At 61.7% G+C, this 18,027-nt stretch carries 19 protein-coding genes; 5 read left to right on the plus strand and 14 right to left on the minus strand.

The window, feature by feature from the left end; genetic code table 11:
* Positions 1-161 precede the first annotated feature (161 nt).
* The 4 genes from holA to GRI65_RS07520 are packed head-to-tail and all read right to left on the minus strand — an operon-like array spanning position 162 to position 4,751.
* A complete protein-coding gene (gene holA / locus GRI65_RS07505; RefSeq protein ID WP_160755915.1) occupies positions 162-1,205 on the minus strand; it encodes a DNA polymerase III subunit delta in 1,044 nt (347 codons plus the stop codon).
* Positions 1,202-1,705 carry an LPS assembly lipoprotein LptE gene (gene lptE, locus GRI65_RS07510; RefSeq protein ID WP_160755916.1) on the minus strand — a complete coding sequence of 168 codons (504 nt, stop codon included), beginning with the start codon at positions 1,703-1,705 and terminating at the stop codon, positions 1,202-1,204. The genes holA and lptE overlap by 4 nt, the downstream gene beginning before the upstream one ends.
* Positions 1,702-4,239 carry a leucine--tRNA ligase gene (leuS, locus tag GRI65_RS07515; RefSeq protein ID WP_160755917.1) on the minus strand — a complete coding sequence of 846 codons (2,538 nt, stop codon included), beginning with the start codon at positions 4,237-4,239 and terminating at the stop codon, positions 1,702-1,704. The genes lptE and leuS overlap by 4 nt, the downstream gene beginning before the upstream one ends.
* 59 nt (positions 4,240-4,298) lie before the next feature.
* Positions 4,299-4,751, minus strand: a complete 453-nt coding sequence (locus tag GRI65_RS07520; protein ID WP_160755918.1) for a DUF3576 domain-containing protein — start codon at positions 4,749-4,751, stop codon at positions 4,299-4,301.
* Positions 4,752-5,255: 504 nt separating this feature from the next.
* Between GRI65_RS07520 and GRI65_RS07525 the strand changes: the two genes are divergently transcribed.
* The gene (locus GRI65_RS07525; RefSeq protein WP_160755919.1) at positions 5,256-6,074 is read left to right on the plus strand and encodes a hypothetical protein; all 819 of its coding nucleotides are present in this window, start codon (positions 5,256-5,258) and stop codon (positions 6,072-6,074) included.
* 117 nt (positions 6,075-6,191) lie between these two features.
* Positions 6,192-6,914, plus strand: coding sequence for an acetoacetyl-CoA reductase (gene phbB, locus GRI65_RS07530; RefSeq protein ID WP_160755920.1), 723 nt, complete (start codon positions 6,192-6,194; stop codon positions 6,912-6,914).
* Between the two features lie 36 nt (positions 6,915-6,950).
* On the opposite strand, the gene GRI65_RS07535 is transcribed toward phbB, so the two are convergent.
* Entirely contained in the window at positions 6,951-7,724 is a 774-nt protein-coding gene (locus GRI65_RS07535) for a helix-turn-helix domain-containing protein (protein ID WP_160755921.1), read from the minus strand.
* A gap of 86 nt (positions 7,725-7,810) precedes the next feature.
* On the opposite strand from GRI65_RS07535, the gene GRI65_RS07540 reads away from it, so the two are divergent.
* A complete protein-coding gene (locus GRI65_RS07540; RefSeq protein ID WP_160755922.1) occupies positions 7,811-8,038 on the plus strand; it encodes a ribbon-helix-helix domain-containing protein in 228 nt (75 codons plus the stop codon).
* Here GRI65_RS07540 and GRI65_RS07545 read toward each other — a convergent pair.
* The 3 genes from GRI65_RS07545 to murA form a co-directional block, all read right to left on the minus strand.
* A complete protein-coding gene (locus GRI65_RS07545; protein ID WP_160755923.1) occupies positions 8,035-8,517 on the minus strand; it encodes a DUF305 domain-containing protein in 483 nt (160 codons plus the stop codon). The genes GRI65_RS07540 and GRI65_RS07545 overlap by 4 nt on opposite strands.
* A gap of 119 nt (positions 8,518-8,636) precedes the next feature.
* The gene (locus GRI65_RS07550) at positions 8,637-8,861 is read right to left on the minus strand and encodes a hypothetical protein (RefSeq protein ID WP_160755924.1); all 225 of its coding nucleotides are present in this window, start codon (positions 8,859-8,861) and stop codon (positions 8,637-8,639) included.
* Positions 8,862-8,923: 62 nt separating this feature from the next.
* On the minus strand, positions 8,924-10,207 hold the full coding sequence (gene murA / locus GRI65_RS07555; RefSeq protein ID WP_160755925.1) for a UDP-N-acetylglucosamine 1-carboxyvinyltransferase: 1,284 nt from the start codon (positions 10,205-10,207) through the stop codon (positions 8,924-8,926).
* Between the two features lie 102 nt (positions 10,208-10,309).
* Here murA and GRI65_RS07560 point away from each other — a divergent pair, with 102 nt between their 5' ends.
* Positions 10,310-11,200: a UTP--glucose-1-phosphate uridylyltransferase gene (locus GRI65_RS07560; RefSeq protein ID WP_160755926.1), complete on the plus strand. Its 891-nt coding sequence runs from the start codon at positions 10,310-10,312 to the stop codon at positions 11,198-11,200.
* Positions 11,201-11,259: 59 nt separating this feature from the next.
* Positions 11,260-11,646: a GtrA family protein gene (locus tag GRI65_RS07565; protein WP_160755927.1), complete on the plus strand. Its 387-nt coding sequence runs from the start codon at positions 11,260-11,262 to the stop codon at positions 11,644-11,646.
* Here GRI65_RS07565 and GRI65_RS07570 read toward each other — a convergent pair.
* From GRI65_RS07570 to rfbF, 6 genes are read right to left on the minus strand one after another with little or no spacing between them, the layout of a single operon-like run.
* On the minus strand, positions 11,609-12,601 hold the full coding sequence (locus GRI65_RS07570; protein WP_160755928.1) for a glycosyltransferase family 2 protein: 993 nt from the start codon (positions 12,599-12,601) through the stop codon (positions 11,609-11,611). The two genes, GRI65_RS07565 and GRI65_RS07570, sit on opposite strands and share 38 nt — an antisense overlap.
* Positions 12,594-13,574 (minus strand): NAD-dependent epimerase/dehydratase family protein, encoded by a 981-nt coding sequence (locus GRI65_RS07575; protein WP_160755929.1) that lies wholly within the window; start codon positions 13,572-13,574, stop codon positions 12,594-12,596. Before GRI65_RS07575 ends, GRI65_RS07570 begins: the two co-directional genes overlap by 8 nt.
* A 21-nt stretch (positions 13,575-13,595) precedes the next feature.
* Positions 13,596-14,858: a class I SAM-dependent methyltransferase gene (locus GRI65_RS07580; RefSeq protein ID WP_232843994.1), complete on the minus strand. Its 1,263-nt coding sequence runs from the start codon at positions 14,856-14,858 to the stop codon at positions 13,596-13,598.
* Positions 14,851-16,071 (minus strand): aminotransferase class I/II-fold pyridoxal phosphate-dependent enzyme, encoded by a 1,221-nt coding sequence (locus tag GRI65_RS07585; protein WP_160755930.1) that lies wholly within the window; start codon positions 16,069-16,071, stop codon positions 14,851-14,853. The genes GRI65_RS07580 and GRI65_RS07585 overlap by 8 nt, the downstream gene beginning before the upstream one ends.
* A complete protein-coding gene (gene rfbG, locus GRI65_RS07590; protein WP_202391220.1) occupies positions 16,062-17,201 on the minus strand; it encodes a CDP-glucose 4,6-dehydratase in 1,140 nt (379 codons plus the stop codon). The genes GRI65_RS07585 and rfbG overlap by 10 nt, the downstream gene beginning before the upstream one ends.
* Positions 17,194-18,015 (minus strand): glucose-1-phosphate cytidylyltransferase, encoded by an 822-nt coding sequence (rfbF, locus tag GRI65_RS07595; protein WP_160756534.1) that lies wholly within the window; start codon positions 18,013-18,015, stop codon positions 17,194-17,196. Before rfbF ends, rfbG begins: the two co-directional genes overlap by 8 nt.
* Between the last annotated feature and the right edge of the window lie 12 nt (positions 18,016-18,027).

Here is an 18,027-nt window from a genome sequence, read left to right on the forward strand (position 1 = left end):
GTGTGAGGATTCATTTAGCGATCAGACTTGCGCCATTTCGCCGACATGTGGTCAGCCACGACTGAGTGCCCGTACTGTGTATATCTACGAAAGTGCGGCTTACTGCAGCCTGTGAATCCCATGTTCTAAATTGGCTAGTAGCTTACGACTAGAATTGATTTCTACCTTCGGGCACCAGCAACTCTCGCGATCTCTGTAAGACCGTGTGCCAACAACATTTCGGCATGTTGGCTGTTGGACAACAGGCTTTGGTGTAACTGCACCAATCTTGCCACGAGCCGATCAAGTTTCCTGCCTCGCCAACGCTGCAATTGCTGCATAATATCGCGCTGATCCTTGAAAAATACGCGCCTCGCCTGGATTTCGGCATTGACCGCACCGGCAATATCGCCGCGCGGGCCGATCCGGGCCGACAATTGCGCGAGCTGAACCGTTCGGCGTTCAAACGCCAACAGAAGGCCCACCGGATTGAGTGACAATTCGCGCATCCGCTGCAGTTCGCCGGGCAGTTTTGCGAGTTCACCGGAAAGCACCACATTAACCAGCGGCATGAAGCCGTCTTCTTCGGTCGATGCCCCGATCGCCGCCAGTGCCTCTGCATCGGCACTCTGCGGCGCCTCGGGCGACGCGTTGAGATATAGCGCCAGCTTGGTCAATTCGGACTGGGCAAGACGGATGTCGAGCCCGGCACCGCGCGCGATCCGTTCGGCAATGTCACCGTTGAGCCGAAGCCCCGCGGCATCCGCCATCGTACGCACCGACGCACTGACACTGCCAAGGTCGGGCGGCCAGAACATCGCCACCAGCGCGTCGCTGCGTTTCTCGAGCAATTTCGCGGTCCGCGCCTTGTCCGTTGCGGACGTGGCGACGATGAGCACGGGGCAGATAGTGCCTTGGTCCTGATCCACGCCGTCGATCAGGATCTTGACCGCGTCATGAGCCTCATCGCCGCTGGCGCGCACGAACAGATGGCGGGTATCACCGAACAGCGAAGTGGAGCGGGCTTCGTCGCCCAGCCGGACAGGATCCTTACGCAGGTCGTTGCCCGACAACTCGATCCGTTCCCCGGGATCGTCGAGCAGGGAAACTATCCGGTTTGCGGCAGCAGAGGCCCCGCCTTCGTCCGGCCCACAAAAAAAGAACACGCTGCACTGGCGCGCCGCCTTGGTAGCGGTGCCGCCAAAGTCGCGCTGGGTAGCCTTCAAGGGGCTTCGCGCAGCGTCAGGGCGAGCTGCGTTACGATACGATCGGCGACTTCCAGCGAGAGATTTTCCAGCGCGGTCTGTTCCGCGGCGATGGTCGCGTATTCGCTCGACACCACGTCGATCCCGGCATCGGAACCGGCGGTCGCATCGAGCAGGATTTCGCCGCTTGCGATATCGACCAACTGATAGCGCGCGCGCAGGGTGCGCCGTTCGCGGCCAATCGTGTCGTCGCCCAAGACGCCCAGCCCTTCCAGCCGGTCGTCCAGCCGCACGTCGAGCCGGTAACGCGCCGGACCGTCGCCGCTGGCTCCCAGCCGGTCCCGCAATGCGTTGCGCATCAGCCAGCCGGCACGCCCCTGAATAACCGGGACTTCAATTCCCGACAGCCCGCGTGCCACCACCCCGTCGCTACCTCCGGCATACATCGGCTTAAGACCGCAGGAACCGAGCAGTGCGGCCAAGGGGACCAGCGCCAGCAACAAGGCGGCCCGGCGGATCATGTTACGATGTTGACCAGTCTGTCGGGCACTACGATCACCTTGCGAACTTCCGCTCCGTCCAGAGAACGCTGGACCTTCTCGCTGGCGAGCGCAAGCGCTTCCAACTCGGCGCCGGGCATGCCCTTGGCGACCGTCAGCGTATCACGCAGCTTGCCCTTGTGCTGGACCGCGATGGTTACCTCGTCATCCACCAGCAACGCGGAATCGACGTGGGGCCATGGTGCCAGCGCGATCAACCCGCCCTGCCCCGTTCGGGACCATACTTCTTCTGCCAAATGCGGCATCATCGGGGAGACCAGCAACAGCAACGAACGGATCGCTTCGCTGCGGCTAGCGGACGGCACCGACTTTTCGATCACTGCGGTCAGCTCGTAAATCCGCGCGACCGCCTTGTTGAAGGACAGCGCCTCGATATCCTCGGCGCACGCCGCGATCGTCTGGTGCGTCTTGCGGGCGACCGACTTGTCTTCGCCAGTCGCGGCGGGATCATATTGGCCGAGCAGGCGCCACAGCCGCTGGACAAAGCGCCAGCAGCCTTCGATCCCGGCTTCGGACCAGGGCAGGTCGCGTTCCGGCGGGCTGTCGGACAGCATGAACCAGCGCACCGCATCCGCGCCGTAGCGGGCGACGATTTCATCCGGGTCGACCACGTTCTTCTTCGACTTGGACATCTTGATCACGCGGCCGATCTCGACCGGGAAACCGTCCGCTTTCAGAACCGCTGCTTCGCCGCGTTTGTCCACTTCGGCCGGGGTGAAGAAGGTCTGGCGACCGTCGTCCGGGGCGCGCCGGGCGTAGGTTTCATGGGTCACCATCCCCTGCGTGAACAGGCTGGCAAACGGTTCCGCAAAACCCAGTTTGCCGATATGTTGGAGCGCGCGGGTCCAGAACCGCGCATAGAGCAGATGCAGGATCGCGTGCTCGATACCGCCGATATACTGTTCGACCGGCAGCCATTTTTCGACCTCGGCACGGTCGAACGGCTGGTCGTCCGGCTGGCTCGCAAAGCGCAGGAAATACCATGAACTGTTGACGAAGGTGTCGAGTGTATCGGTTTCGCGGTTCGCCGCGCCGCCGCATCCGGGGCACTTGGTATGCTTCCACGTCGGGTGATGGGCGAGCGGGTTGCCCGGAATGCTGAAATCGACATCCTCCGGCAGCGCCACCGGCAACTGGTCCTTGGGCACAGGCACCACGCCGCAGGCAGCGCAATGGATGAACGGGATCGGCGTACCCCAATAGCGTTGGCGCGAAACGCCCCAGTCGCGCAGCCGCCACACGGTCTTGCCGCTGCCCCATTGGCCCGATTCCGCGCGCGCAATCACCTCGGCGATCGCGGCCGCGACATCCATCCCGTCCAGCGGGCCGGAATTAACGATGACGCCGTCACCGGCCTCGGCGGCCGCACCGAAGGGCTGGTCAGCGTCCGCCGCCGATTTTGCGACCACGCGGATGATTGGGAGCTTGTATTTTGTGGCAAATTCAAAATCGCGCTGGTCATGCCCGGGCACGCCCATGACCGCGCCGGTCCCGTAATCCATCAGCACGAAATTGGCGATATAGACCGGCAGGGCGCGGGCCGGATCAAGCGGATGCGCCGCGGTGATCCCAGTGTCGAAGCCCAGCTTTTCCGCCGTTTCCAGCTCCGCCGCGGTCGTGCCGCCGCGCTTGCATTGCTCGATGAACGCCGCCGCCAAGGGATTGTCCGCCGCCACGCCCTGCGCGATCGGATGATCCGCCGCCACGGCGACGAAGCTCGCGCCGAAGATCGTGTCCGGCCGGGTGGAATACACCTCCACCAATTGGCCATCCGACAGGCTGAAGGCGAATTGCAGACCCTTCGATTTGCCGATCCAGTTTTCCTGCATCAGGCGGACTTTTTCCGGCCAGTCTTCCAGCGTGTCGAGCCCGGTAAGCAACTCATCGGCAAACTGGGTGATCTTGAGGAACCATTGGCTCAGTTTGCGCTTCTCGACCACGGCACCCGAACGCCAGCCCTTCCCGTCGATCACCTGTTCATTGGCGAGGACGGTATGATCGACGGGGTCCCAATTGACCTCGCTTTCCTTGCGGTACACCAGCCCTGCTTCGAAAAGATCGAGGAACAGCGCCTGTTCGTGCCCGTAATATTCGGGGTCGCAGGTCGCGAACTCGCGGCTCCAGTCGAGCGCGAAGCCGATCCGTTTGAGCTGCGATTTCATGTGCGCGATATTATCGCGGGTCCAGCCGCCGGGATGGACGTTCTTTTCCATTGCCGCGTTTTCGGCAGGCATCCCGAACGCGTCCCAGCCCATCGGGTGCAGCACTTCGAACCCGCGCATCCGCTTGTAGCGCGCGAGCACGTCACCCATCGTGTAGTTGCGGACATGCCCCATGTGGACGTGGCCGGAGGGGTAGGGAAACATTTCCAGGACGTAGCTTTTGGGCTTCGGGCTATCGCTGTCGGCATGGAAACAGCCGGCGTCATCCCACGCCTGCTGCCACCGCAGATCGGCCTGCGCCGGATCGAAGCGGCTGTCTGTGGTGTCACTCATTCTGGGCTACCCAAGATTCTCGGCCCGAACTGGCCCGGTGTAATCCGCCGCCGAAGCGATCAGCCAATCGTCTGGCGGCGAAGATCGCGGGCCTTGGTCAGGATGATGTCTTCCAGCTTCTGCACGGTCGCGGCCTGGACCGGCGCATCGACCCAATTTCCGCCCTGCAGGACCTGCCGACTGGCGGCCACCCGCAACGCATCGGCGCGAAGGTCCTGATCGAGGATGGCAACCGAAACCTTTACCCGTTCGGACGGGTTTTCCGGGCGCGAGTACCAGTCAGTCACGATGACGCCGCCGGCACTGTCTGCCTGGAGCAACGGCGCGAAGCTGACCGTTTCGAGCGAGGCGCGCCACAGGTAGGAATTTACCCCGATCGTGGTGACCTGCGATGCCGCCAGGTCGGCAGCCGGGCGATCCTGCCCACCACCGCATGCAGCGAGGCCGGAAAGGGCGGCAGCGGCCAGCGCGGCGCGGAACAGATTTGCGGGCAGAGTAGGTTTGACGGTCATGATAGTGCGGAACGTCCTCAAAATTGATCTGGTTCGAACACGTGGGTTTTCGGCCAGAGGTACACGTTAAAGCCTCTATAACCCGCACGGCGCGTGCGGCAAGGTATGGATGCGAATTGCCCGGCCACGGCAACCCGTCCGAATAGGGCGCCCCGGACTGAACGGGTCCTTAATTCGGATGCTGGCCCGGTATGGCTGCGCGAATCGACCTGTGCCGGCACGGAATCAGACGGCGAAAGAGCGCTTCAAATGCGCCGTGCCGAACCAAAAAGCGCTGTCAGCTCAATAATTCAGCCGCAAATTCCAGAATCTGTGGGGATGCTGCAACAAGTCTCGTCCTTAGTTGAAGGAGCCTGTGGAAAAGCTGGCCAAGTCAAAAACTTCGGCATAATGTCATAAATTGATCGCGAAGGTGACGTAGGGGAATCCGAGTCGCTGGCCGCAAAGTCAGGAACCGTTAAGGCCTTTATTGGTCATAATGACGGGAATGAAACAGAGGGAAGAATGAACAGGCGGTCTCGCAACAAGGCAGGTATCGGCGGAATCGCGCCGGCGCTTCTCGCCGCCGCGGGTCTTGCTGTGGCTGTCCCTACGGCCGGCCTTGCCGTCAGCGGAATTGAAAATTCTCCCACTGTGATGGCGGGAATGGAATTCGTCCCGTTCACCCCTGCAACCGTAGACCCGCAACTGGCCCGCCGGGTGCATGCCAGCGTTCAAGCCCGCGGTCAGGCACTTCGCTTTACTCCGGCCAGCAATCAGTCGGCGCAGGACCGCACGTTCACCGTGGCGGTCCGCCTGGATGATGCGACCGCTCGCGCGATCTCCATCCGTACGGCTGGCTCGATGGTTTCCGCTTCGCCCGGCCTCGGCTCCCCGCTCGCCAGCGGCCCCGGCGAAGACGCCTTCAAGCTTGCGCCGACGCGGTACAATCTGGGCGTGGCCCGCGGTTACCGCGGATTTGCGAAGGCGCCGACAGCTGCCAAGCCGGATAACGGCTCGACAGTCGCCGCTCTGGCTTTGAACAAGGCCGGCCTGCTTGACCTGGCCGATTTCAAACCTGCCGAAGGTGCGGCCGAGAAGCCGAGCCGGTTCCAGCCGCGTATTGCGCTCGAATCCGAAAAGGGCACGACCGGCCGTTCGCGCGGCACGCTCGAATCGCTTGGCGAACAGACTGTCGATGTCGGCGGTGCCTACCGGATTACCGGCAATCTCGATGTGACCGCTGGTGTGCGCCTGTCGCAGGACCGGGATCGTATCGCGCCACTGACCGATTCGGTTCAGGACAGTCAGGCCGTTTACGTCGGAACCCAGTTCCGCTTCTAACCGGCACGATATTCTGGCAGCGCTTCATAAAAGCCCGCTTCGGCGGGTTTTTATTTGCCCGAAATCGCGGTTGCCGTAAGGTCAGTAAAACAATTGGGAAAAGAGGATAAAAGCTTCATGGCACACGTAGCGATCGTAACTGGCGGAACCCGCGGCATCGGCCGGGCAATTTCCGAAATGCTCACGCGGGACGGATTTACCGTCGTCGCCAATTATGCCGGAAACGAGGAAAAGGCGCGTGCCTTCACGGACGAGACCGGAATTCCGGCCTACCGCTGGGACGTCGGCGATCACGAAGCCTGTCTGACAGGCTGCGCCAGGGTGGAGCAGGAAATGGGCCCTATCGATGTAGTGGTGAACAACGCCGGCATCACCCGTGACGGTACGATGCTGAAAATGACCTTTGAAGACTGGAACGAAGTGATGCGCATCAATCTGGGCGGCTGCTTCAACATGGCGAAGGCAACGTTCGACGGCATGCGCCAACGCAAGTGGGGCCGGATCGTCAATATCGGATCGATCAACGGACAGGCCGGACAATACGGCCAAGTGAACTACGCCGCTGCCAAGAGCGGGATCCACGGCTTCACCAAGGCGCTGGCGCAGGAAGGTGCCCGTTCCGGCATCACCGTGAACGCAATCGCGCCAGGCTATATCGATACCGAGATGGTCGCTGCCGTGCCCGAGGCGGTGCTGGAAAAAATCGTCGCCAAGATTCCCGTCGGCCGGCTGGGCAAAGCGGAAGAAATCGCCCGCGGCGTCTGCTTCCTGTGTTCGGAGGATGGCGGCTTCGTCACCGGGTCGACGATGAGCATCAACGGCGGCCAGCACATGTACTAAGGACGATGCGCTCGCCGCCCGAATTGCAGGCGGCGGTCAGTCGATGAAATAACCGACTACGCGCAAAACCCCATCCTCGCGCTCGAGCGTCACCGATTCGACAACGCCTGCCCTGTTCTCAAAATCGCTTTTGAATTGAACTAACTGGTAACCGTTCGGCGGCGCGTAAAGCGTCTGGAACGCAACTGCCTTGCGGTTGACCACCTTGCCCAGCGGAACTCGGGCCTGTTCTGATGCTGCCTGCCAACTAGTGAGCGTATTGGGCGCTCGAAACGCGCTACCCGATGTGTCGAAACTCGCCTGCCAATTATTATCATCGACGAGCGAGAGCCACTCGCGAGCCGCTGCTTCCTGTTCGGCATTTGCTTTGGCTGCGGAAGGGGACGGGTCCGCTTGGGACTGTATCGCGTCTGCGCCATTTAAAACCAACAGAAGCGCGAGAGAAATTGCAAAGATCGACATGATGAAGACACCTCCCATAATCAGGACTTTTCGGCGCCCAAGGCCAAGTCTTTCGCTGTGAGCAGCCGCGGGCATCGGAAAATGATTGCAAGTTTGGTCTGCAGCGGCTTCCCCCAATTGCTTGTATGCAAGAATTTCGGGGGTCCTAGTCTCCCGGTTCAGTAGGACCCGCGCAGCCTCCCGGCTGCTGGTCACAGAAAGCTTGCGCCGCGCGGCGCGCAACCGTTCGTTTATGGTATGAACCGAAAGGCCGAGGTGATTTGCGGCTGACTTCGCATCGTGGCCCCGCAGGATCAGTCGAAGTGTCTCCTTTTCCTTGTCTGTCAGTGACTGCGTGGGTTCGGGCATGGCGTAAGACTAACCTTGAAGGCATTCGCCAGCCACCCCGAAAAAATTGTATGACTGTCTAGGCCAAACTCTTACACTGCACAGCAATGCCAGCCCCTTATCACCCACCCGTCAAGCGATCCATCCAGATCGACCGGCATAAGACTTCGATAAGTCTCGAACCCTTGTTCTGGGATATGCTGAAGGCCGCTGCCGAAGCTGAGGCGATGCCGATCAACGCGCTGGTTGCGCGGATCGATGCCGAACGGATCAAGTCTGCCACCCCGCCCGGTCTCGCCAGCGCGATCCGGGTGTGGTTGGTTTCGAACCGCTAGTCGGCGGCGGGGGCGCTATCAGGCGGAGCTTCGCCATTATCGTCAATTTCAGCAATCAGGTTTTCCATCTCGCCAATTTCCCGCACCTGCGCTTCAATTATCTCGTCGGCGAGTTTGCGGACGCGCGGATCGGAAAGCTCCGCGCGCCGGCTGGTCAGGATCGCGATCGAATGATGCGGGATCATCGCTTTCATCCAGCTTACATCCGAGACCGTTTCCTGACTTCGGACAAGCCACAGAGTTCCTGAAAAGACTATCAGGGACGCCGCCAGGATGAGCAGGTTGCGCTGTACACGGGGATACATGCTCCACATGAACAGCAGCATGATGACGGCCATCACCGATCCCATCAGCAAAGCCATCCACGCGCGTGTCTGGCTGAACCAGATATGCTCCGTCTCGTAAGTGTTGAGATACATGAGGCCGTACATGACGACGGTCGATGTCGCGATCATTGCGAAGAAACGCAGATAACCCATACCACTTCGGGGCTCGGCTTTGCTCTGTTCCATGACAAGTCAAAGAATATGATCGAACATTGTTCCGCCAGACCTGTACGGCCCATGCGTCAGCGGGACCGCATTTTCGGTCCCGGCGGTCAGTAATTCCCCGGTGGGTCGCTGGCCGGAAAGCTTTCATCCGATTCTTCGTCGGTCTTGTTCCACTGGTCCGGCTTGTCGCGCATGGAAGACGCTCCCGCATTCCGCACCGAGCCGGTTTGGCCGGTGGCAAAGGCTGGCGAGTCGCTGTCCTTGCGCTTCTCGAAATATTTGAACCCGGCGTAACCGAGTGCCGATAATGCTGCGATTTTGATAAGTCCCATAATCAAAACTCCTTTCGTGCCTGATCAACGATCACTTCGAACGAAAGGTCCACAGAATCTGGCTAATCGTCGCCGACCCGCTCGATATCCGCGCCGACCAGCGCCAGCTTCTCTTCCAGCCGTTCATATCCGCGGTCGAGATGATACAGGCGGCGGACCTGCGTCTCGCCTTCCGCAGCAAGTCCGGCGATGACCAGGCTCATCGACGCGCGCAGGTCGGTCGCCATCACTTCCGCACCGGTCATGCTGGCGACACCGTGGACAATCGCGGTGCGGCCGGAGGTTTCGATATGCGCGCCCATCCGGCTGAGTTCGGGCACATGCATATAGCGGTTTTCGAAGATCGTTTCCTTCAGCACGCTGGTGCCTTCCGCGCGGCACAGCAGGGCCATCAATTGCGCCTGCATGTCGGTGGCGAGACCGGGATAGGGCGCGGTGGTTAGGTTGGTTGCCTTCAGCTTCCCGTCGGAGGCGATATTGATGCCCTTGGCGTCGCTTTCGATGTGGACGCCGATATCGCGCAGCGCATGGAGGGTGGCGGCCATTTCATCGGCCTTGGCGCCTTCCAGCCTCACTTCTCCCCCGGTAATCGCGGCGGCGCACGCATAGGACCCGGCTTCGATGCGGTCGGGCATGACCCGGTAGGTGGCACCGTGCAGCCGCTTGACCCCGTGGATTGTCAGTTCCGACGTACCGATACCTTCAATCTCCGCGCCCATCGCAGCCAGCAGGTTGCACAGGTCGACGATTTCCGGTTCGCGCGCGGCGTTGGTCAGGCGGCTGGTGCCCTTTGCGAGCACCGCGGCCATGACCGCGTTTTCGGTCGCGCCCACCGACACCACCGGGAAATCATAGTCGCCGCCGGGCAAGCCGCCATCGGGCGCGTGGGCCCGGACATAGCCTGCCGCCATCTCGATCTCCGCACCAAGAGCTTCCATCGCCTTCAGATGGAGGTCGATCGGACGGTTGCCGATGGCGCAGCCGCCGGGAAGCGAAACGGTCGCTTCCCCCGCGCGGGCCAGCATCGGGCCGAGCACAAGGATCGACGCGCGCATCTTGCGCACGAGGTCATACGGCGCGACGGTGGAGGTCAGCCGGGGCGCTTCATATGTTACAACGCGGCCGAAATCTTCCGGCCGGTTGCCCTGGATGCTGGTCGAGATGCCGAATTGGGTCATCAAATGCTGGAACCCGTCGATATCGGCGAGCCGCGGCAGGTTGCGCAGCGTCAGCGGCTCCTCCGTCAGCAGCGCGCAGGGGATCAGCGTCAAAGCCGCATTTTTCGCGCCGGAAATAGGAATGGTGCCGGAGAGGCGCTTTCCGCCCCTGATTATGATCTTGTCCATGCCCGCGGGTTTAGCCGGAACCGCGGGCAGAGCAAGGCCCGCACGGCAGAAACCTTGCGGTCCTAGTTGACGCGCTCTCGCCAGCACTATTATCGAGGATGCATGACAGCCAGAAAACCGATCCGCAAAGCCGTGTTCCCCGTGGCGGGACTGGGCACCCGCTTCCTGCCGGCGACCAAGGCGATCCCCAAGGAATTGCTGCCGATCGTCGACCGGCCGCTGATCCAGTATGCGGTGGACGAGGCGCGCGAGGCGGGGATCGAACAGATCATCTTCGTAACCGGGCGCGGCAAGACCGCCATTGTCGAACATTTCGACGTCGCCTTCGAACTTGAGGCAACGATGAACGAACGCGGCAAGGACCTGTCGGTGCTCGACGCGACCCGCGCCGTCCCAGGCGATATCATCACGGTGCGCCAGCAAGTCCCGCTCGGCCTTGGCCACGCGATCTGGTGCGCGCGGGCGATCGTGGGCGACGAGCCGTTCGCGATCCTGCTGCCGGACGAGCTGATGGTAAGCGCAAAGGGCGGCGGCCCGGGCTGCATGAAGCAGATGGTCGACGCCTATAACGAGGTCGGCGGCAATCTGATCAGCGTCTTGGAAATCCCGATGGAGGAAGTTTCCAGTTACGGGGTGATCGACCCGGGCGCATCGCGCGGCGCGCTGACCGAAGTGAAGGGGCTCGTCGAAAAACCGCCGCAGGGCGAGGCACCGTCGAACAAGATCGTGTCGGGCCGCTACATCCTCCAGCCCGAGGTGATGCGTGTCCTGGAAACGCAGGGCAAAGGCGCCGGCGGTGAAATCCAGCTGACCGACGCGATGGCCCGGATGATCGGCAACCAGCCGTTCAACGCGGTGACCTTCGCCGGCCGAAGGTTCGACTGCGGCAGCAAGCTCGGCTTCGTCGAAGCGACCCTCGCGTTGGCGCTCGAGCGCGAAGACATGGGAGCCGAAGTGCGCGCGATGGCGCAGCGGCTCTTGGCTGAGGTGTGATCGTGAATTAGTTCGGGGACATCGAAGGGGTTCGATGTCGAGGGATAGGGCGGCGGACAATGCGAACAGAATTGCACACTATCCGCCGCTTCATCCTGGTCGGCATCCTTAATACCGCGATCGGCTATACCTTCATCCTGCTGGGATTGTGGGCGGGCGCGGGGGATTACCTCGCCAATGCCATCGGGTTCTGCCTCGGGCTGCCGATTTCCTATATCCTGCATCGCAACTGGACATTCCGGACACGGCGTACTGCGTCAGTCTCCGAAGGCATGCGCTATCTGGCTGCGTTCCTGGTGAGTTACGGCTTCAACGTCGGCGTGGTCACAGCCGGGCGGATGGCCGGTTATCCGGAGAATCCCTTCGTGCAAGCCGCCGCCATTTGCACCTATGCCGCAGTCTTTTACGTCATTTCACGCGTAGCGGTGTTTCGACAGCACAGTTGACGGCGGCGTCGGACAGATTGAGGCTTTCCTCGATGATCGGCCGCGACGCGTTTTTCGATTGCAGGAACACCCGGCCGAGATATTCCCCAATAATACCCATAAAAATGGCGTTCATCGAGATCGACATCAGGAGCAGGATTGTCGTGGTCGCGAAACCGGCTGGCCATGCCTGGCCGAGCAGGATCCGCCCAACCAGGTAGATCAGGGTCATCAGGAAACTGATCAGGCCAATCGTCAGCCCCAGAAACGACGCCAGGCGCAGCGGCAGCAGGGAATGGTTCAGGACACCGTCGACCGCCAGCAGCAGCATCGACTTGAACGGAAACTTGCTTTCTCCGGCGAGTCGGTCGGCGCGGTCGTATTCGATGCCCACCTGCGAAAATCCCATCGAACTGATGAGGCCGCGCAGATAGGGCGTGGAATCGTCGACCCGGCGAAGCTCCCGCAGGATCCGCTGGTCGACCAGCCGGAACTCGCCGACGTTGAGCGGCAGTTCGTCGTCACTCACCACATTGATGAGACGGTAGAACAGCCTCCGCGACAGGGCCACGAAGTATCCGTCCTGCAGGCTGCGACGGATTCCGTAAACGACCTGATGGCCTGCGCGCCATTGCTCGAGCATCTGCGGGATCAGTTCGGGCGGGTCCTGTAGGTCGCAATCGATCTGTACCGCGCAGGCGCCGCTGGCCGCCTTGTAAAGACACAGGAGTGACCGCTGGTACCCGAAATTGCGCGACAGGCGGATGGCCTTCAGCCGGCGGTCCTTCTGCGCCAGTTCCTTGAGCAGGGGGAAAGTCCGGTCGGTTGAGTGGTTGTCGGAGAAGATGATCTCGCATTCATAGCCCGGCAAGGCGTCGAATGTGCGCGTGATGGCTTCGTAAGCCCGCAGGACATTCTCTTGCTCGTTGAACGCGGGCACGAGAATGGAAACGAGGGTCTGCCCGGCGTCAGCCACAACGCGCCCTTACCTGTACATCGGCGTGCAGATCCTCCTGCATGGCGCGGCCCAGCATCATCCGAAGCCCGTCATCGAGAGCAATACGGGCGCTCCAGCCGAGTTGCCTTTGTGCCTTCGCGGGACTTGCCAGAAGGACCGAAGGCTTAACGCAGGGACCGGGCGAACCAAGCGTGACCAGCGCGGGATCGCAGCCGGAAATCGCGATAACGCGGGCAGCGACGTCTCGCATGGTCGGCGCGGTGCCCGTGGCAATGTTCACAGTCGTGCCTTCCGCAAGGCCGCTTTCGCCCAGCCGGATCAGGGCATCGACCACGTCGCTCACATGGATCAGGTCGCGCCGGTCGTCAGGCCGCAGGATTTCGGTCGGCAGCCCCTTCCGGCAGGCATCGATCAGCGCGGGAAGGAGGAAGCCGTGCGATTGCCCATCGCCATAGGTAAGCGCCAGCCGCGCGGTGTGGACCGGGAATGGAACGCGCGCATCCAGCATCTCGCAAATCTGCGTGGCGGCCAGCATGCGCGCGCCATAGGGTGACTGGGGATATTCGCGCTGGTCTTCGCGGTAGGGCAGCATGGCTTTGCCATATTCGGCGATCGTTCCCGCACGGACCATGACCTGCGGCGGGCTCGCGGCACCTGCGAGCAGGTCCAGCAGATGCACGAGCGGATCGATGCAGTCGGCGAAGGATTTCGCGAGGTCCGAAATGGATTGCGATGCCGGGTCGCGCGTTTGGGCCGCAAGGTGGAACACCTTCTGCGGCTGGACCGAAGTGATGCACCGCTCCAGCGCGGCCCGGTCACGCAGATCCAGCCGGTGGTGTGTGACCCTGCCGGATGAAGGCTCCAAGCTGCCGGGCGCAGAACCTGACCGCGCGGCGGCGTGCACGTCCGCGCCGCGTGACGCCAGTTCCCGAACCAGATGCGACCCGATGAACCCGGTCGCGCCGGTCACGAGGCATACGGTCCCCTTCATGGCTTCAAGCTGCCCGATCCCTCAGTCCACCAGGTGAGGCACCGGCAGCGGCACCAGGAACCTGCCGCCGCGCGCCCGGAAGTCGGCCTGCTGCGCGTATATTTCATCGAAGAAATTCCACGCCAGCATGAACAGCACATCGGGCTTTTCTTCCTCGATCGCCTCGACCGGTTTTACCGGGATCCGCGTGTTTGGCGAATACAGCCCGTGTTTGAGCGGGTTCTTGTCGACCAGGAAATCGAGATAATTTCCGTCGACCCCGAAATAGGTGATGAGCGTGTTGCCGCGGGCAGAGGCACCGTAACCGGCGATCTTGAGACCCTTGGCCTTCAGGTCGTCCAGCATTTCGCGCAGGATGTCGCCCGTCTCGTTGAAGGCATCGACCTGCCGTTCGTAGGTCGACTGGTCGAGCATCCCGCCGGACAGTTCTTCCGCAAGCATTTCCGCAACGATGGGCTGGGCCGGGAAACCGGCGGCCTTGCGGGTCAGGAATACCCGCATCGATCCGCCATGTATCTTCGGCAGCCGTTTGGCGTCGGTCACCTCCAGATCGAAGTAAGCACCGAGTTTGACGATCGACAGCAGGCTGAATTCGGAGACGTGTTCGTGGTACATGTTGTCAAATTCGGCGCGCTCGACCATTTCCTTGGCGCGCGGCACCTCGATCACGAACGTCCCGTCATCGGCGAGGAGAATGCACACCGCTTCCATGAAATTGTGCAGATCGCCGATATGGTTGAAGGTGTTAGTGGTCGAGATGACCTTTGCGGCGCCGAATTTCGCCTTCACATCGGCCGCCGATTGCGGGTGGAAATAGTCGATGTAGGTTTCCACTCCCTTTTGCGCGGCGAGTTCGGCGATGTTCTCTGCAGGGTCGATCCCGAGCGTTCTTGCCCCGCGCCCGTTGCACGCGGCCAGCAACAGCCCGTCGTTGCTGCCAATGTCGACGATCAGGCCGTCCCCGCCCGCCCGCTCGACGAGAACCGAGGCGAATTCGTCGAAATGGCTGTGCATCGTCGCCGCGCCCGACGGGATATACAAATAGTGGCGGAAGAAGTTCTCCGGGATCTGGTCGGCAACGGCAATCAGGCCGCACTCGAGGCAGACCTGCGCGTTGAGGGGGAACGAGGGCTGTTCCTCGTCCAGGTCCTCCGGCCTGATCAGCATCTGCGCGGGGGCGTGGTCGCCGTACGGCAGGAACACGTGGGGGCTGTCGGCCTTGCACGCGCGGCAGCAATCGAGCGTCGAGTTTTTTACGCGCTCCATGGACAGGGGATCAAGCATTGGCGGCCTCCTTGACCGAAGTTGAACTTTGGCGGCGGGCGAAAGAGTCGAACGATTCGTGCATGAAATCGATCTGGGCTTCGTTCAGTCCGTGATGGCAGGCGAGCAGTATTCCGCCGCGCATGACGGTGTCGGAGACTGGATATCCTTCCGCGGCAGCGCGCACCTCGACGTTCTTCATGGCTGGCTGGCGCAGGATATTGCCAGTGAACACGGGGCGGGTCTGGATATCCCGCTGTTCCAGCCAGATCTGCAGCTCGCGGCGTTCGAACGGGGCGCCGGGCCGGATGGTCAGCGGGAACGAAAGCCAGCCGGTGCGCGATCCTGCCATCTGGTTCGGAAGTATGAACCAGTCTTCGAACTGCGCGAAGAACTCGTACTGGCGCCGGAAATTATGCTCCCGCGCGGCGATGTTCGCTTCCAGCTTCTTGAGCTGGATCAGGCCGAATGCGGCGCCCATTTCGGAGGGTTCGACATTGAAGCCCAGTTCATCGAACAGAAACTTGGCATCATAGCTGATCCCATCCAGTTCGACGTTGAAGCGATTTTCGATGCTTTCGGAAGCGACATAGAGCGACGACGTCCGGCCCCAGGAACGAAGCAGCAGGGCGCGCCGCGCGAGATCGTCGTCGTTCACGCACAGCATCCCGCCGTTGCCCGCAGCGTTGATAACGTGGGAACCGTAGAAGCTGGTGGTGCTGATTTCCGAACGGGTGCCAGTGCTTTCCCCGTGCAGGGTTGCCCCGAGCGTGTCCGCGCTATCCTCGATCACCATCAGACCGTGTGCGTCGGCTATTTCCCGGATCCGGTCCCAGTCGGGCAAATTGCCGATCAGCGAAGGTATCATCATCGCCTTCGTTTTGGGCCCGATCATCGATACGATCTTTTCCGCATCGATGTTGTAAGTACCGGGCTCGACATCGACGAAAGCCGGAACCAGCCGGCTGCGCACGATGGGCGCAACAGTGGTGGCGAAAGTCAGCGCCGGCGTGATAACCTCGCTGCCTTCCTCCAGCTGGAGCAGTTCCATCGCCAGGTAATTGGCCGAGGAGCCGGAATTGACCATGATGCCATGTTTCTTGGCGAACAGGCCGGATACGATCCGCTGCATTTCATGGACCTTTGGCCCCATCTGGGTCGAAGTCCGCAATACTTCGACAACTGCGGCAATTTCTTCTTCGCCATGTACCGTCTGGCCGTAATTCACGCGCATATCGTGGTGTCCTCAAAGTACGAAGGGGCATGGGTCGGGGCGCCGGAATAGGCAGCGATCTGGCGTTCGGTGAACGCCCGCATATCCTCCTGCCCCCCGGCATGAGCGCGATACCATTCGGCCGTCATGCCGATTGCTTCGCCGGTTGAAAGTTGCGGCCGCCAGCCAAGCCGCCCACGCGCCTTGCTGCTGTCGAGCGTGAGCATCGTCGCTTCGTGAGGGTCGCCAGCCCTGCGGCCGAATTCGATCGGTGCGGCATCCCTGCCCCACGCCGCCTGCATTCCGCGGGCCATATCTTCCACGCGCACGAAGGCATCGGCGCTGGGGCCGAAATTCCAGCCCTCGGCAAAATCGGCGGCTTGCTCCGCCAACAGCCGCGCCCCGAGCTGGAGGTATCCGCCGAGCGGCTCGAGCACATGCTGCCAAGGACGGACACTCGCCGGGTTGCGGATAATTACCGGCGTACGGGACACATTCGCGCGAACGATATCCGGCACCAGCCGGTCGGCCGACCAGTCGCCGCCGCCGAAAACATTTCCGGCGCGGACACTCGCCAATTGGCAGCCGCCGGTATCGCCGAAGAACGAGCGCCGGTAGCAATCGGCGACGAGTTCGGTGCACCCTTTTGACGCGCTGTAGGGATCGGCACCGCCCATCGGATCGACTTCGCGGTAGGGCCAGCACCATTCCTTGTTATCGTAGCATTTGTCGCTCGAGACCACCACCACGGCCTTGGCTGACGGCATCCGGCGGACCTGTTCGAGCACCGTTGCGGTGCCCATGACATTGGTACCAAGCGTTCCCAGCGGATCCTCATACGACAGGCGAACCAGCGACTGCGCCGCGAGATGAAAAACGATGTCGGCAGGAAAATCCTCGGTCTCTGCCCGGAAAGCGGCCTGATCACGGATGTCCGCGATCCGGTGATCGACCAGCTCTGCCAGGCCCAGCGAACTGAACAGCGAGGGCCCGGCACCGGGCGGGAGCGCGACGCCGCGCACATTGGCGCCCAGCATGGTCAGCCACAGACACAGCCAGCCGCCCTTGAAGCCGGTATGCCCGGTAACGAGCACATTCTTGCCCGCGAAGGCGGATCTCAGGCTGGCGTCGAGGGCGGCAGGTTCAGACATCGACGAGCGCTTGCGCGGCTGGAACAACCGAGCTGGCCGGTTGCCGTTCGAACTCCATCCACGGCGGAGTGCCTTCGCTGCCCAGCCGGTCAAGATGATCACGGTCCCTGACGGTGTCCATCGGGTGCCAGAACCCCTTGTGCTTATACGCCATCAGCTGCCCGTCACGCGCGAGATTGGTGAGCGGCGCCATTTCCAGCGGTTCCTCGTCCCCCGGCAGGTAATCCAGTACGCCCGGTTCGAAGACAAAGAAGCCGCCGTTGATCCAGGTCTCGTATTTCTGGACTTTCTCGGTGAACTCCGTGACCTTTTCGCCGTCCAGTTCGAGGTTGCCGAACCGGGCGGGCGGCTGGACTGCGGTGACCGTCGCGAGTTTTCCGTGGGAACGGTGGAACGCGAGCAGGGCCTCGATATCGACATTGCCGACCCCGTCGGAATAGGTGACCATGAAGGTCTCGCCGTCGAGCCAGTCTTTCAGCCGCAGCAGGCGTCCTCCGGTCATCGTGTTGAGCCCGGTATCGACAACCGAGATACGCCAATCGACATTTTTCCGGGGGCGCAGATCCATTGCACCATCACCGATGCCGATGGTGAAATCGTTGTTCATCAGATGCAGTTCGTTGAAGAAAGACTTGATCGACATCGCCTTGTAACCGCAGGCGACGATGAAATCGGTCTGCCCCCAGTGATCGTAGATATCCATGACGTGGAGCATGATCGGGCGCCCCGCTACCTCCACCATGGGCTTGGGGACGCGAACGGTCTCTTCCGCCAATCGTGATCCCAGACCGCCTGCCAACAGGACTACCTTCATGGTCTTCACCCC

Source organism: Allopontixanthobacter sediminis (assembly GCF_009828115.1).
Classification (GTDB): domain Bacteria; phylum Pseudomonadota; class Alphaproteobacteria; order Sphingomonadales; family Sphingomonadaceae; genus Allopontixanthobacter; species Allopontixanthobacter sediminis.

Bases quoted from the DNA above. Each gene is read 5' to 3' on its own strand.
- GRI65_RS07545 (WP_160755923.1), bottom strand. From the start codon at position 8,517: ATGGGTTATCTGCGTTTCTTCGCAATGATCGCGACATCGACCGTCGTC.
- GRI65_RS07585 (WP_160755930.1), bottom strand. From the start codon at position 16,071: ATGCGCGTGAATTACGGCCAGACGGTACATGGCGAAGAAGAAATTGCC.
- GRI65_RS07540 (WP_160755922.1), top strand. From the start codon at position 7,811: ATGCCAGCCCCTTATCACCCACCCGTCAAGCGATCCATCCAGATCGAC.
- GRI65_RS07580 (WP_232843994.1), bottom strand. From the start codon at position 14,858: ATGCTTGATCCCCTGTCCATGGAGCGCGTAAAAAACTCGACGCTCGAT.
- murA (WP_160755925.1), bottom strand. From the start codon at position 10,207: ATGGACAAGATCATAATCAGGGGCGGAAAGCGCCTCTCCGGCACCATT.
- rfbF (WP_160756534.1), bottom strand. From the start codon at position 18,015: ATGAAGGTAGTCCTGTTGGCAGGCGGTCTGGGATCACGATTGGCGGAA.
- phbB (WP_160755920.1), top strand. From the start codon at position 6,192: ATGGCACACGTAGCGATCGTAACTGGCGGAACCCGCGGCATCGGCCGG.
- GRI65_RS07535 (WP_160755921.1), bottom strand. From the start codon at position 7,724: ATGCCCGAACCCACGCAGTCACTGACAGACAAGGAAAAGGAGACACTT.
- GRI65_RS07525 (WP_160755919.1), top strand. From the start codon at position 5,256: ATGAACAGGCGGTCTCGCAACAAGGCAGGTATCGGCGGAATCGCGCCG.
- GRI65_RS07575 (WP_160755929.1), bottom strand. From the start codon at position 13,574: ATGAAGGGGACCGTATGCCTCGTGACCGGCGCGACCGGGTTCATCGGG.
- leuS (WP_160755917.1), bottom strand. From the start codon at position 4,239: ATGAGTGACACCACAGACAGCCGCTTCGATCCGGCGCAGGCCGATCTG.
- lptE (WP_160755916.1), bottom strand. From the start codon at position 1,705: ATGATCCGCCGGGCCGCCTTGTTGCTGGCGCTGGTCCCCTTGGCCGCA.
- GRI65_RS07520 (WP_160755918.1), bottom strand. From the start codon at position 4,751: ATGACCGTCAAACCTACTCTGCCCGCAAATCTGTTCCGCGCCGCGCTG.
- GRI65_RS07560 (WP_160755926.1), top strand. From the start codon at position 10,310: ATGACAGCCAGAAAACCGATCCGCAAAGCCGTGTTCCCCGTGGCGGGA.
- GRI65_RS07565 (WP_160755927.1), top strand. From the start codon at position 11,260: ATGCGAACAGAATTGCACACTATCCGCCGCTTCATCCTGGTCGGCATC.
- rfbG (WP_202391220.1), bottom strand. From the start codon at position 17,201: ATGTCTGAACCTGCCGCCCTCGACGCCAGCCTGAGATCCGCCTTCGCG.
- GRI65_RS07550 (WP_160755924.1), bottom strand. From the start codon at position 8,861: ATGGGACTTATCAAAATCGCAGCATTATCGGCACTCGGTTACGCCGGG.